Source organism: Leptolyngbya sp. CCNP1308 (genome assembly GCF_034932455.1).
Lineage (GTDB): Bacteria > Cyanobacteriota > Cyanobacteriia > Phormidesmidales > Phormidesmidaceae > Nodosilinea.
On record NZ_JAYGIH010000074.1, the window covers coordinates 360779 to 375948 of the forward strand.

A 15170-nucleotide genomic window follows, 5' to 3' on the forward strand; every position below is an offset into this window, starting at 1 on the left:
AACAGGTTGGTGGGGTGAAATGGCGGTCGCAGTTAAGAACTTTCCAAAATGATTAAACCAATTACAGGGGTACGTTAACCCGACGTCAGCCTCTCTTTAAAGTTCCCGTGAGAGATTATCAAGCGGCGGTCAAGAAGTAACCAGATCTCGACGCTTAATCCTAAGTCCCGCTAAAGAGATCGGGAGAGTTGCCCCGCTCTAACCTTTGTCTCAATCCTGAGGTATCAGGCTCAGGCAATGAGACGTCGCACGGTCGAAACCCGTGTGGTCTGCTTTAGTGCGCTTTACCAAGGTTGGCAGCGATCGGGATGGACTAGGCGAGATGAAAGGTTGCTGCGTAGAGCTTGCCCGGTTTTAGAGACACAATCTGTAAGGAAGCATACCAATGGCCAATAATCACGTTATCTTCGTTCACCCTGACGGTGCTAGTCCCTCGCACTATGCAGCGGCTCGCTTTGCCGACAAGGGGCCTGACGGGCGGCTCAACTGGGATAACTTGGACGAAGCTGCCGTTTACCTGGGTCACATGGAAGATACCCTAGGCGGTACTTCCAATGGTGGCGCGGTGACCCACGCCACCGGAGCCAAGGTGTTCGCTGAATCCTTTGGTTTCGAGCAAGATGGCTCAGCCATCACCGCGCTGTCAGGCACCGACAAAACCATCGTGGAAGAAGCGCGGGATGTAGGCAAGGTGACGGCGCTGGTGCAGTCGGGCGCTATTTTTGAACCCGGCACCGCTGCTTTTGTGGCCAAGACTGACAACGTCGAAGTCGATGGTCGCACCATTGTGCCCCGTGCCCAAACCGCTGAGATTGCCCGTCAGGTGATTACTTCCGGCGTTGATTTCATTCTGGCTGGGGGTGAGGTGACCCTGCTACCCGTGGGTACCGATGGCTTCCACGGCACCGCTGCCGAGTACGACGCGATCGCCAGCGATGCCATCCGTCGCCCCTCTGAAAACCTGATTGAGCTAGCAGAATCTCTGGGCTACACCGTGGTGTATACCCGCGACGAACTGTATTCCTTGCTAGAGCAGTCGGCACTGCCTCAAAAGGTACTGGGGGTTTTCGCGCCTATTCACACCTTTAACGATCGCCCCGAAGAAGTGCTGGCTGAGCGCGGTCTGCCCCTCTACCTAGAGACCGCGCCAACCCTTGCCGAAATGCTGGAGGTCACCCAGCAGCTGATGGAGGCTCACCCCAACTTTGAGAATGGCTCGATCGCGATCGTCGAAGAAGAAGGCTCCGATAACTTTGGCAACAACAACAACGCTGCTGGCACTATTGAGGGAGTGCGGCGGGCCGATGCGGCGATCGGCGTGGCCCAAGACTTTCTCAGCCGCCACGAAAACACCCTGATCATCACCGCTGCCGACAGCGATGCCGGTGGGTTGCAAGTGCGTGACCCCGTTGATGCAGGGGAACCCGTTGGCACCATCAACAACAACCCCACCCTCGAAGACCGTCCGGTCCCCCTCGATGGCGTGGGCGGCGTGGGCACCCTACCCTTTGTGGCTGCCCCTGATGCCGATGGCGATGTCTTTGACTTTGCGGTGGGCTGGGCCGGTACCCCTGACTTCCCTGGCTCGATTGTCTCTAAGGCTGAGGGCCTCAACGCCGAGAAGCTGCCCTCCACCGTTGACAATACCGGCATCTACGAGTTGATGTATGAAACTCTGTTCGACGTAGAACTTGAGTCTCGCATCCCTGACGAAACTAAGGTTGCGCCTGCCCCCACCGCTGAGACTGGCAATGTCATCTTCATTCACCCCGACGGTACCAGCCCATCTCACTATATGGCGCTGCGCAACATCGACGAGGGGCCAGACGGTCGCCTCAACTGGGACAAAATGTCTAATGCCGGGGTCTACCTGGGCCACATGGAAAACCAGCTGACCGGCACCTCCAACGCCGGGGCCGTCACCCACGCTAACGGGGTCAAGGTCTTCAACGAGTCCTTTGGTTTAGAAGAAGACAACTCCGTTGTGGTACCGGCCTCTGGCAATGTGGGCAAAACCATCCTGGAAGAAGCGATCGATGCTGGCAAAGCCACCGCGCTGATTCAGTCGGGTCAAATGGCCGAGCCGGGCACCGCTGCCTTTGCCGCCGCCACCACCAACCGCGATGGCGACGACATCCGCGCCCGCGACAAGTACGCCGAAATCATCGAGCAGACTATTCGCTCTGGCACCAACGTGATCATGGGCGGTGGCGAGCTGTACATGCTGCCCATCGGTGAAACCGGGTTCCACGTAGACGCCGACATGAGCGCAGAAGAAACACGCCCTGAGCGTCGCCCTACCACCAACCTAATTGAACTGGCAGAATCCCTGGGCTACACCGTGGTCTATACCGAAGACCAGATGAACGCCGTTGTGAATGGCGACAATCCTCCCGAAAAGCTGCTGGGTGTCTTTGCGGCTGAGGCCACCTTTGACGCTACCACCGAAGAAGATTTGGGGCTGAATACGGATTCTCCCCTGCCTCTCTACGTAGCAACCGCTCCCACTGTTGCTGAAATGCTGGATGCCACCCTCAAGCTGGTATCGATCGATCCCGACGGGTTCTTTGTGGTGCTTGAGGAAGAGGGAACCGACAATTTCGGCAACAGCAACAATGCGGCAGGCACTATCGAAGGGGTGCGCCGGGCCGATGAGGCCATTGGTGTCGCCATGGACTACGTCGACAACGTTGACCCCAATACCCTGGTAGTCACCGCTGCCGATAGCGATGCCGGTGGTCTACAGGTATTCCAGTTTGCTCCCTACGACCGTCCCTCAGGCAATGCCATCTCAGAGCCAGCTCTGGGTGCAGAGGAAACTGAGGTACCGTTTATCTACGCCAACCCCACAACTGAACAGGGCGCTCCTGTTTTCCTGGATGGTGCGACAGGTAGCACGGGCAGCGAAGAGTTCCCCTGGGATTCTTTCCCCGCTATGGATAGCATCGATGGCCCCATGGGCAATTTTGGTGTGGCCTGGGTCGGCACCCCCGACTTCCCCGGCAGCATCGTTTCTAAAGCCTATGGTCTCAATGCCGATCTGCTGCCTTCCACCCTAGACAACACCTTCATCTACGAGATGATGTACCGCACCCTGTTTGGGGATGAGGCGTTTGAGCCGCCTGTGGCTGAGCTGGTTGACTTGACTGGTATTGACGGCGATGTCGTTGTTGATGTTACCGTGACCCGCGAGGCAACCTATGACAACGTGCTGAGGTTCTACGAAACCGATGCCCTGGGCCGAGTTGGTGGTCTGCTCCCAGGTCAGGCTGGCTATGAAGAGGCCGTAGCGGCCAACCTGCTCGATGCCGAGTTGTTTGTAACCAACAACACCGCGTCGGATCTCAACCTGACCCTGACCGGTGGCACCTACTATGCTCCGGCGCTGCTCATCGACGGTAGCCTGACTAACCTAGCCACGATTGAAGACAATGCCCTAGGCAGCATCCGTGTGCAGCGTAATGGCAACGTCTGGGGCTTTGAAGACCTGACCGACAACGACTTCAACGATTTAGTTGTAACGATTAACTCGGTTGAGCCTGTGGCGGTCTAGTTCGATTTCAGAGCTTGAAGTCTAAGCTTTAGAGTCCCCGTTTCTGCATAGGAACGGGGACTTTTCTGCAAAAAATGATCGCAGAGGTTGACACAAAATCTGATTTGAGGAACCTCGATTTAAACCAAGTGTCTTGTGGGGGCATCTCACCGTAGCATCCGGGTCAATCTCATACCAAATCCTGTCTATACGCCCCCTACCAGGTATCGGTTTTGCATCGGGATTTTGTGAGTCGGATTTGGTACAAGACTACGAAAAACTGGGGGAGCCCCTTACTTGGCTGAGTAGTCTCTGAACTTAGGAGACTTCTGAAAAAGAGTTTTCCTAATGGTGGGCAGTGCCCACCCTACAGCGGCTATAGTCGCTGGATTGAAGCTGGTATCTTCTTTCCTGGAAATCTCCTTAGCCGAGTAGTCTCCGAGCCTAGTCGAGTAGTCTCTGAACATAGCCGAGTAGTCTCTGAACATAGCCGAGTAGTCTCTGAACTTAGTCGAGTAGTCTCTGAACTTAGTCGAGTAGTCTCTGAGCCTAGTCGAGTAGTCTTTAAGCTGAGCTGAGTAGTCTCTGAGCCTAGTCGAGTAGTCTTTAAGCTGAGCTGAGTAGTCTCCGAGCCTAGTCGAGTAGTCTTTAAGCTGAGCTGAGTAGTCTCTGAGCCTAGTCGAGTAGTCTTTGAGCCTAACTGAGCAATCTCTGAGCCTAGCTGAGTAGCTCCGAACAGAGAACGTTCAGACTGTTGTGGGATAGGCATCCTGCCTGTCTCATACCAAATCTTGTCTGTCATACCTCCGCTACCAGTTCGGGCAGGGGGTGCTTGCCCCGGTAAACCATGTCGACCCCGCCCTTCATGCTGAGGGTGATGCCACGGCGCTGGGGCTGCACGGGGCGATCGCTGGCCAGAGACAGATCGTACTCCTGCAACAGCGTTGCCAGCACAATTGTCATTTCATACATGGCCAGGGCCGCACCCACGCAGCGGCGCGCCCCGGCCCCAAAGGGCATAAATTCAAACGGCCCATACTGACGGTCTAAAAACCGCTGGGGGCGAAACTGGTCGGGTTCGGGGTAGAGGTCGGGCCGCCGGTGCAGCAGGTAGATCGCCCCCACCAGCACGTCGCCGGGGTTGTAGTCGTAGCCCTGGAGGGTGATCGGCTGCTCGACTCGGCGCGGAAAGGTCAGCATGCCTACCGGGTAAATTCGCAGGGTCTCGTTGCACACGGCGCTAAGGTAGGGCAGCCGGGTGAGGGCCACCGGATCGAGCGAGCCTGCGGTCTCCAGTTCTTGCCGCAGTCGTGCGCCGACCTCGGGCATGTGGTGGACCCAGTAGAGGCTCCAGGCGATGGCGGTGGCGGTGGTTTCGTGGCCGGCCACCAGCAGGGTCATCAGCTCGTCTCGCAGTTCTTGGTCGCTTAGGCCGTGGCCCTCGGCGTCGCGGGCCGCCAGCAGCAGCGAGAGAATGTCGCTGCGATCGGGGTCGGGGTTAGCCCGACAGGCTTGAATTTCGCTAAAAATCAGGTCGTCAATTTGCTGGGCCAGAGCTTTGAGCTGATGGCCGGGGCTCCAAGCGCCCCAGTCGCGGCGCAGCAGCGGCAGAAAAATCAGGGCTGACCCCAGCGGGCCGCTCGACAGGTCTAGCCGCTGGGCCAGCAGTTTGCCCAGGCGCTGGCAGCGCTCTCCCTGGCGGAGACCAAACACCGCCTGCAAAATAATCTGCATTGAGATGCGCTGGGTCATTTCTCTAGCTTTGAAGGCCTGCCCTGGGGCCAGACCTGCGATCGCCTCGCGGGTGATCGTGCGAATCAGCTCACCATAAACCTTGAGCCGCTCCCCGTGAAACGGGGGCATCACCAACTGCCGCCGCTGGCGATGCTGGGCACCACTCAGCAGCATCAGCGAGTTATGACCCAGCAGGTTGGTCAAAATTTTGTTGTATTCCCCCGGCGCGCTGAGTTCTTGCCCGTCGTGGGTGAGCACGTATTTCAGATCGTCAGGATGGCTGAGAAAAATCCAGTCCATCAGGGTGCCACGCGCCAGGAAGCGATCGCCCATCTGGCGGTAATGGGTTTCCATAAAAGCCAGGGGATGAAAAACCCAGTTGTAGAACTGAACTAAAGCGGGGGCTTGAGCCTTGGGGATAGCAGGCATGGGAGATCACCTTGGGAGAAGACGCATCTAAACCTTGGCTGAGGTCAGCGATCGATCGAACCGCACCGCTGACCTTAGCATTAGCTTACGCGCCCTCCCCTGAGCAGCCAAGGGCAGCCCAAACCTGATCCCTGTTCATAATGCCGCTGGCGTTATGGACAGTACAAAGTGTCGCGGGTGTTGCGCCCCGTCACCGGATTGGTGCCCTGGGCCACAGCGCAGAGCATTTTGTTGACCTTGGGGTCGAGCAGCACGTCGGTGAAGTCGGCCCCGTCAATGACGGCCTCGCGAAAGTCGGTGCCAAAAGCGTAGGCCCCTTCGAGAATGGCGTCGGTGAGGTTGGCCTGGTAAAACCGCGCCCCGTCAAGGGTGGCCCCACTCATATCGGCCCCCGCCATATTGGCGCGGGCCAGGGTGGTGTCAAACAGGCGCACGCCGCGCAGGTTGGTGTGGCTCATGTCGGCGTCGGCCATGTCGGCGCGGGTGTAGTCGTTACCGCGCAGGTCTTGGTTAGACCAGTCGCTGTTTCTCAGGCTTTGGCGATCGTAGCTGGTGGCCTGGGCTGGGCTCACCCAGCTTAGGCAGAGGGCTAGCACCATCAGCGTGGCTACAAACATCCGACACAGGCTGGATCGACTAACCATGGCTCCCAATATTTCGCATCAAATCTTCTCTTCCCTATCTGAGTCTACAGGTTGACTCGGGCCAAACCAATCCCCCGGTCTGTAGGTATGCTGTACCCCGCTCGCGACAATCGTCTGGAATGCTGTCGCGACTCCTGTCGTTATGGGGGGCTGCCGTTATGGGGGGCTGTCGTTATGGTGAGCTAGCTGCAACGATTGGCGAGACTGGAGCGCTGCGTTGCACTGGGGGCAGTTTCAGTGTTGAATCGTTCTGTTAGCGTCCTTTTATAATGGGCATTTTGCGCCCCCCGCCATGAGCGTCGTTCTCTACAACACCCTGACCCGCCAGAAAGAACCCCTCGAAACCCTAGAGCCGGGCCGGGTGAAAATGTACTGCTGTGGCGTCACGGTGTACGACTACTCGCACCTAGGCCACGCCCGCAGCTCTATCGCGTGGGATACGGTGCGGCGCTACCTGCTGTGGCGGGGCTACGATGTGCGCTACGTGCAAAATTTCACCGACATTGACGACAAAATTCTCAACCGCGCCAAAGCCGAAGAGTCCTCGATGCAGACGGTGGCGGAGCGCTACACAGCGGCTTACCTAGAGGACATTGCCCGTCTGAATGTGATCGAAGCCGATGAGTACACCTACGCCACCAAAACGCTGGACGGAATTCAGCGGCTGATTGGTGAGCTAGAGCAAAAGGGCTATGCCTACCCCGCCAATGGGGATGTGTACTATTCGGTGCGTAAGTTTGAGAGCTACGGCAAGCTGTCGGGCCGCAAGCTCGACGATATGCAGGCCGGGGCTAGCGGTCGGGTGGCGGCGGAAGAATCGATTAAGCAAGACCCCTTCGACTTTGCCCTTTGGAAAGGGGCCAAAGAGGGTGAGCCTTTCTGGGAATCACCCTGGGGGCCGGGGCGACCGGGCTGGCACATTGAATGCTCGGCGATGATTCGCGAAGTCTTCGACACGCCCCAAGGGGACGAACGCCCGGTCGCCACCATCGATATCCACGTGGGCGGCAGCGACCTGGTGTTTCCCCACCACGAGAACGAGATCGCCCAATCTGAAGCCGTCACTGGCCATCCCCTCTCCCGCTACTGGATGCACAACGGCATGGTGAACGTGGGCGGTGAGAAGATGTCGAAATCCCTCGGCAACTTCACCACCATTCGAGATCTGCTGGATGCGCCCAATGCCCCCGACCCGATGGCGGTGCGGCTGTTTTTGCTGCAGGGCAACTACCGCAAGCCGGTAGACTTTACCGATGAATCTCTCCAAGCCGCCCAAACGAGCTGGGGAACGCTCAAAGACGGGCTGCTGTTTGGTTACCACTACGGAGCCAATCTCGGCTGGGCCGATGTTGAGGATTCAGCCTTTGGCGATCCGTCGGCCATGCGAATTGACCGCGACAGCGCCCCAGTACAGACCTTTCAAACCGCAATGGATGACGATTTCAACACCGCTGGTGGGCTGGCGGTGCTGTTTGACCTGGCCAAAGACCTGCGCCGAGCGGGCAACCTAATCACCCACACGGGTGAGGCCGATACCGACGGCGATACCCTGCGCCAGCAGTGGCAAACCCTGGTGTGCCTAGCTCAGGTGCTGGGGTTAGAAGCTCGGCCTGGGGGCGAAGTATCCACCCAGGGCGGGCTGTCAGATGCCGAGGTTGAGTTGCTGCTGACCCAGCGGCGGGAAGCCAGGGCAGCGAAGGACTTTGCGGAGAGCGATCGCATCCGCGACCTGCTCCAGGCTGAGGGCATTGCTCTAATCGACAAGCCCGGCGGCGTCACCGAGTGGCATCGTTAGATCCTCCAGCCCCGAGGGCCGCAGAGTGCAGACACAGCCTGGTCATTGCTCAACCTCCAAACTGCGCGCGCTCCGGTTCCCAGAGAAGTAGTTCATAGCTTCCAGCTCGATACACCAGCAGCCCCACCGATCCATCAATCGCGGGGTCGGTGAGGGCTACCAGGGTTTGGGGGGCAAATATATCGCTGTAGAGCAATCGGTTATCTGCGTCTAGAACGATGGTTTTAGGGGATGTCGTCTCTACCTGACCCCGCCAGTTCTGGAGCTGCGTCAGCGCTGCCCCATCCCAGGTTAGAACTCGCTCTAGCTGGCCGTCACCGGTTAGGTCAAGGCTGTGCTGAGTCACATTAGCCATACCTGCCGCTGGCAATGGCGGGTCGCCAAAGATCGCGGCGGCGGCGGCGATCGCCCCTGGTTCTGCCGTCTGACCCTGGCTGGCGTCGAGCCACATCAGTGACCCCTGGGAAAACACCAGCGGCGGCAGCACCGAGGCGTTGGTGGCAGGGCCGGTCGCCAATAGCGTTACGGTGCCGTTGGTTCGGCTCAGCCCTCGCACGGTGAGGGGGGCCGAAACACCAGTGGTAGAACTGACCCAGCGCAGCAGCTGGGGCGATGCCTGGGCCGCAGGCTGCACCATGGGCCAGAGTGCCGCCGGGGTGGCCTCGGCGGGAATCGACCCGGCCCCCGGCTGCCAAACCTGGTTCTGGTGGACGGCCCGCACATCAATGGCGTACCACTGGCCCAGGGAGGCATCGAGCGATTGACCGGGGGCGGCATAGCCCGACTGGGGTGCAGGGATGGGTCGAGCCTGGCCAATGAAGGCGGTGAAGGGGGGGAGGGCAATGTTCCCTATTACCTGAGCGCTAGGGGACTGAGCGGGAGCTGTTGCGCCAGCCGCCTTAACGCTGGCAACCGATTGCTCCTGGCGGATTGTCAGGGTAGCCAAAACCTTGGCCAACCGCTGGCGGGCGGCGGCGGGCACCGGCTGGCGGTTGAGCCAGTCTGGGGTGGCCCCATCTTGCTGGGTGGGCTGGTTCTGCTGGGCTTTGAGGGCCAGCCCACCCCAGACATACAGGGCGGGCGGCGGGTCGGGCAGGGCGGCGGCGGCGCTAATGCGGTTCCACAGGCGGCCCTGGTCAACGCCGAGGCGGTTCAGCAGGGTGGGCAGCAGCTCGGGGCTAGTTTCCAAGCGCGTCAGCGCAGGCTCCCAACGCCCGTCAATCAGCAGCGCCAGAATCTGCTGGGTTGGCGTTGACCAATCTTGATCAGCCTGCTGCCGGGTGATCGCCGCGTGGCGCTCCATCAGCCGCAGCTGGGCCTCTGCCGCCGAGTTCCAGTCCTGGGCTAGGGTCGTTTTGAGGTTGGTCAGCTGGGTTTGAGCGGGGTGCCACAGTCCACCTCGGGCCAGGCGCAGGCTCTGCTGGTAGTTGACGGCCTGGGCACCGGCATCCACCGGTACCCGCACCCAAGACACCGACTGTAGGCGCGGCCCAGGCATGACCTGTAGCCCGCGCAGGGCCGGTTCCAGCCCCACGGTTTCGTCAACGATCAGGTCGCTGGGGCCGTCGCCATCGAGGTCGGCCCACTGGGGCGGGCGGTTGGCCGGGCTGCTCCAGGGAATCAGCAGCTCTAGCCGCTGAGCCTGGGGGTCAACGTGCAGCAGCTGGCCGTAGCGCAGGGTGAGACCCTGCTGCTGCCAGGTGCCCTCCAGGGTGAGCCAAAGCCCATCGGTGGCGACGGGTGGGGCGGGCAGGGGCACAACCTGAGTGAAAGCAAACTGGTCAGGTAGCGCGGTGGGCGCTTGGGGACTGTTGAGCCAGGGCGATCGCACGGTGTCTTGGGGCAGGGCCGCAATGGGGAGAGATGCGATCGCCCTCAGATCGCCCTCGCTGCCCTCGGATTGGAACAGGTTGAGGGAGACAATTGCCCCCGAATCTGCCTCCAGCACGGGCACAATTACGAGGTCACGCCCCTCGGTGCCGGAAACCTCTAACCGCAGGGGTTCTCCCACCCGCTGCTGGGCCACCTTGGCCTGCTGGCGCAGATCGTCAAGGCTGGTAGCAGGGGGGAGGGCGACCTGCTGCGATCGCTGTAGCCGAGCCAAGACCTGGGGCAACGCCTCGGGGTCGAGCATCAGCCGTAGCCCCAGCCGAAAACTTAGCCCCAGCAGCAACAGCCCACCGCTAATACCCAGGCTAACAAGCACCAGGCCCAGCAGCCCGCGCCAGAGTCGATGGGGGCGAGCGCCGACCCAGACCTGCACGGCAGGGGTGCTTGGGGTTGAAACCTGAGGCCGACGAGACGAACGGAGGGGCATAGGCACTGCGCCAATTTCAACTGCAACTCTACCGCAGGATTCAGATGTGAGATCCCCCAGCGGTCGCCTTTTCATGGTGTCAGGAAGGTTCAGTAAAGAGGCATTGCTGGCGGGCAGCCCCTTAGCCAGGAATTTTCTGCGCCCAGAAACGTTGGATGGCAGGTTAGAACGGGAAAAATTGTACAGCGTTCTAGGCTCTAGTCCAGGGCATTGTCAGCCCCAAATGGATCCTTATAACTGATGCGCTGGCTATGTTCCGACTGCTCTTGGGGTCTTTTTTGCGGTCGAGAACGGGGCGACCCGGCCAAACCGTTACCAATCTGACCGCTGCCTGAGCCAACTATTTCTACAAAAAACACTACAGAACAAACAGGGGAAACGCGATGCTGTTGATATTCAAGAGATTGGCCTCTAGCAAAATTCGCACGCGGATTTTTGTGGGTTATCTCTGCGGTGCGCTGACCCTGGCAGCAGTCGGTACCGTGACGCACTACGCCGTCAGCCAAATTCGCGCCAGGCTGAGTTCTGTCAGTGCATCCCAACAGCAGCTTTCCCGCGCCCAGCAGATTCTCTGGTTAGACGAAGTGCTCACCCAGTCAATGCGCAACTATGTATTGACCCAAGATAGCCGTTGGCAAGAGCGCTACGACACCTACTTTGCCCCCCTGGAAGACCTGATCATTGCCGCCCAAGCCAACGCTGCTGATCCCGAAATTCAAGCGCTTTTTGATCAGCAAAAAGTTCTCAACGACAAATTGGCCGATTTAGAGACCCAGGCCGTCGACCTACTGCTAGCGGGAGACCCCGAACAGGCTCTATTGGTACTCGACAGCGCTGCATACCAACAGACCAAAGAGGCCTACACCGGCACAATTGAGAGCTTTCTGAATGATTCTCAAAATGGGCTCTCCGCCTTTCAAAATGACTTGAGTAAGACCCTTGATCTGTCGTCTCAGCTAGCGCTCTATATTTTGTGGGGCAGCATCTTAATTGGGCTGGGGGTGGTGATCTTGGCCTACTATCTGGCGGGGCGCATTACCCAACCGATTCTGGCTACGGCGGCGATCGTTCAGCGAGTAGCTGCCGGAGACTTGCACGTTGAGATTCCTACCGGTGGCGACGACGAAATTGGCCTTATGCTCAATGCCCTCCAGGTGATGACAACGCGCCTGACCAACATTATTCAAGATGAGCAGGCGGCGGCCAAACAGATGCTAGAGATCTCTGCCCATCTCAACGATGCCGCCCAAGGGCTTTCCTTTGGCAATGCTAAGCAGGCGGCTGGGGTGGCGCAAACCACGGTGTCGATCGAGCAGATGAATGCCGTGATCAACAGCAATGCTGAAAAAGCTAAGCACACCTACCAATCGGCAATTCAGTCAGCGACGATGGTGGATGAGGGCGAACAGGCCGTCACCGAAACGGTGCAGGTGATGCGAGAGATTATCGCCAAAATCCACGTCATCGAAGACATTGCTGAACAGACCAACATGCTGGCCCTAAACGCCACCATGGAGGCGGCTCGTGCCGGAGAACATGGCAAGGGGTTTGCCGTCGTTGCCAAGGAAGTGCGCAAGCTAGCCGAACACAGCCGCATCGCCGCTGAGGAAATTACCACCCTGGCTGACCGCAGCATGGTGGTCAGCAAACGCACTGGCGATCTCTTTAAGCAAATTGTCCCCAGTATTCAGCAGACCTCGGGGCTGATGGCCGACATCACCCGCGCCAGCCTGGAGCAGAACAACGGCATTGCCCAAATCAACAGCGCCATGGGACAGCTGGACGAGGTTACCCAGCACAACGCGGCGGCAGCCGAGCAGTTGGCCACCTCCAGCCACGCTATGGCGTCTCAGGCGGCCCAGCTCCAGCGGGCGATGGCCTACTTCAAGCTCTAGGGCTGGAGTTCATTAAAACTGAGGACGTCACCACTCTAAAATTGAGGTTTATCCTTTCGCCTCTCCCCCACAATGCCTACCGACTACCTCGAACGCATTCTCACCGCCCGGGTTTACGACGTAGCGCAGGAAACGCCCCTGGATCTAGCCCCCAGCCTGTCGGTGCGGCTGCACAACCGGCTGCTGCTGAAGCGAGAAGATATGCAGTCGGTGTTTTCGTTTAAGCTGCGGGGGGCCTACAACAAAATGGCCCACCTGTCGCCGGAGCAGCTGGCGGCGGGGGTGATTGCCTCGTCGGCGGGCAACCACGCCCAGGGGGTGGCGCTGGGGGCCAAGCAGCTGGGCACCCGCGCCATCATTGTCATGCCGACGACGACGCCGATGATGAAGGTGAACGCCGTGAAGGCACGGGGCGGCGAAGTGGTGCTCTACGGTGAAACCTACGACGACGCCTACACCCACGCCCGCCAGCTCTCGGAAGAAAAGGGGCTGACCTTTGTGCACCCCTTCGACGACCCCGATGTGATTGCGGGCCAGGGCACGATTGGTATGGAGATCTTGCGGCAGCATCCCCAGCCTATCCACGCCATGTTTGTGGCGATCGGTGGCGGCGGGCTGATCTCGGGCATTGCCGCCTACGTGAAGCGGCTGCGACCGGAGATTAAGATCATCGGAGTGGAGCCGATTGAGGCCGATGCCATGTCCCAGTCCCTCAAGGCTGGTGAGCGAGTGCGGCTGAGCACCGTGGGCCTGTTTGCTGACGGCGTAGCGGTGCGCCAGGTGGGGGAAGAAACCTTTCGCCTCTGTCAGCAGTACGTAGACGACGTTATTTTGGTGAGCACCGACGATATCTGTGCGGCGATTAAGGACGTGTTTGAGGACACGCGATCGATCTTGGAACCGGCGGGGGCGCTGGCGATCGCAGGCGCAAAAGCCTACGTTGAACGCGAGGGCATCACCGACCAAACCCTGGTGGCGGTGGCCTGCGGGGCCAACATGAACTTTGACCGCCTGCGGTTTGTGGCCGAACGGGCCGAAATCGGCGAACACCGCGAAGCGATCTTTGCCGTCACCATTCCCGAAACGCCGGGCAGCCTCAAGGCCTTTTGCGAATGCCTGGGCACCCGCAACCTGACCGAGTTTAACTACCGCATTGCCGACAACCACGAGGCCCACATTTTTGTGGGGCTAGAAGTTCAGGGCCGGGCCGATGCCGCCGCTATGGCCCAGGTGTTTGAATCAAAAGGGTTAAAGACGTTAGATCTCACCGACGACGAGCTGTCAAAAATGCACCTGCGCCACATGGTCGGAGGCAAGTCATCCCTGGCCCACGACGAACTGCTCTACCGCTTCGAGTTCCCCGAGCGGCCCGGCGCGTTGATGAAGTTTGTCAGCGCCATGAGCCCCGACTGGAACATCAGCCTGTTCCACTACCGCAACAATGGGTCAGACTATGGCCGCATTGTCACCGGCATTCAGGTGCCGCCCCATGAAATGTCCCAGTGGCAGAGCTTTCTCGACACCCTCGGCTACCAGTACTGGGATGAAAACCAAAACCCAGCCTACAAGCTGTTTTTGGGCTAACCCCCAATCTGCGACATGGTGCGCCCGTAGGCTCCGGTGGTGCCTGATTCCCGCATTTTGTAGTTGATCTCGGGCTTGTCGGCCAGCAACTCAGCCACCTGCTGCTTGAGTTCTGCGGTCGGAACGCCCTGGCGCAGAGACGTTTTGAGGTCGATCTGCCCGGTTTCGTTGAGCAGGCAGGGGCGCAGCCAGCCGTCGGCTGACAGGCGCATGCGGTTGCAGCGATCGCAAAAGCACTCCGACATCTGGCTAATAAACCCCACCGTGCCCTTCGCGCCCGGAATTTGAAACACATCCGCCGGGCCGTGGCCCAGCACATCGCCCTCGGTCAAGCCCCAGCGCTGCCGGATGCGATCGCGCAGCGCCTCCGAATCGACCCAGCCCTTTTGCTCAAACAAGCTGTCATTGCCGATTGGCATAAACTCGATAAACCGCACGTGCCACTCGCGATCGAGGGTCAGAGCCGCCAGATCCAGCACCTCGTGGTCGTTGACGCCCGGAATCACCACCACGTTAAGCTTGAGCGGCGAGAACCCCACCCGATGGGCGGTCTGAATGCCATCCCACACCTGGGGCCAGCGGGATTTTCCGCGCCCCCCGACGATCTGATCAAAAATCACCGGGTCTAGGGAATCGAGGCTGATGTTGATCCGCCGCAGTCCCGCATCCCAGAGATCCTGCGCTAAGCCGCTGAGCAAGAAGGCGTTAGTGGTCAGGGATAAATCCGTTGTCCCTGGCAGCTCGGCAATGTCGCGCACGATATCCACAATGCCGGGGCGTACCAGCGGCTCGCCCCCGGTGAGCCGAAAATTTGAGAACCCCAGAGGCATAAACACCTCCTGCAAGAGCTGCTTCAGTTCAGCGCGGGTCAGCCACTCGCCCTGGGGTAAGTACTGTAGGTCAGCCCCCTCCGGCATACAGTACTGGCACTGAAAGTTGCAGCGATCCACAAGACTGATGCGCAGATAGTCAATGGTGGGCATGGATGGCAAAAATTACAGGGGGCGTTCCTCCGATTATGGCACCCTCACCAAAATCCACGGGGTGGTTGGCTTCACCTGGCGGCATCTATCCCCCTTGGGTTAGGCTTTGCCCATCTGACTCTCGCCCTAAGGATCGTGGATTGAATAAGGTGTAATACTGCGGGTTGGGCTCCTAAGCTAGAGAGGTAGCGAGAGGAGCGGATAGATGATCACCCCCTACCCTGCCCCAATTGAAGCTCAAATGCAACGGTACTATC

General features: G+C 59.3%; 8 protein-coding genes. 4 read left to right on the forward strand and 4 right to left on the reverse strand.

Features of this window, described 5'->3' with window-relative positions:
- Positions 1-385: 385 nt before the first annotated feature.
- A complete protein-coding gene (locus VB780_RS20220; protein WP_323352979.1) occupies positions 386-3553 on the forward strand; it encodes an alkaline phosphatase in 3168 nt (1055 codons plus the stop codon).
- A gap of 777 nt (positions 3554-4330) precedes the next feature.
- Here the strand turns inward: VB780_RS20220 and VB780_RS20225 are convergent.
- Both VB780_RS20225 and VB780_RS20230 read right to left on the reverse strand, forming a co-directional pair.
- Positions 4331-5695 carry a cytochrome P450 gene (locus tag VB780_RS20225; RefSeq protein WP_323352980.1) on the reverse strand — a complete coding sequence of 455 codons (1365 nt, stop codon included), beginning with the start codon at positions 5693-5695 and terminating at the stop codon, positions 4331-4333.
- Between the two features lie 152 nt (positions 5696-5847).
- Positions 5848-6339: a pentapeptide repeat-containing protein gene (locus VB780_RS20230; protein WP_323352981.1), complete on the reverse strand. Its 492-nt coding sequence runs from the start codon at positions 6337-6339 to the stop codon at positions 5848-5850.
- 292 nt (positions 6340-6631) lie between these two features.
- Between VB780_RS20230 and cysS the strand changes: the two genes are divergently transcribed.
- Positions 6632-8134: a cysteine--tRNA ligase gene (gene cysS, locus VB780_RS20235; protein ID WP_323352982.1), complete on the forward strand. Its 1503-nt coding sequence runs from the start codon at positions 6632-6634 to the stop codon at positions 8132-8134.
- A gap of 49 nt (positions 8135-8183) precedes the next feature.
- Here the strand turns inward: cysS and VB780_RS20240 are convergent, their stop codons facing one another.
- Positions 8184-10451 carry a hypothetical protein gene (locus tag VB780_RS20240; RefSeq protein ID WP_323352983.1) on the reverse strand — a complete coding sequence of 756 codons (2268 nt, stop codon included), beginning with the start codon at positions 10449-10451 and terminating at the stop codon, positions 8184-8186.
- Between the two features lie 383 nt (positions 10452-10834).
- On the opposite strand from VB780_RS20240, the gene VB780_RS20245 reads away from it, so the two are divergent.
- Together VB780_RS20245 and ilvA are read left to right on the forward strand one after the other, a co-directional pair.
- Positions 10835-12346, forward strand: a complete 1512-nt coding sequence (locus tag VB780_RS20245) for a methyl-accepting chemotaxis protein (RefSeq protein WP_323352984.1) — start codon at positions 10835-10837, stop codon at positions 12344-12346.
- Between the two features lie 72 nt (positions 12347-12418).
- Positions 12419-13930, forward strand: coding sequence for a threonine ammonia-lyase, biosynthetic (ilvA, locus tag VB780_RS20250; RefSeq protein WP_323352985.1), 1512 nt, complete (start codon positions 12419-12421; stop codon positions 13928-13930).
- Here the strand turns inward: ilvA and moaA are convergent.
- Positions 13927-14913, reverse strand: coding sequence for a GTP 3',8-cyclase MoaA (moaA, locus tag VB780_RS20255; protein WP_323352986.1), 987 nt, complete (start codon positions 14911-14913; stop codon positions 13927-13929). The two genes, ilvA and moaA, sit on opposite strands and share 4 nt — an antisense overlap.
- Between the last annotated feature and the right edge of the window lie 257 nt (positions 14914-15170).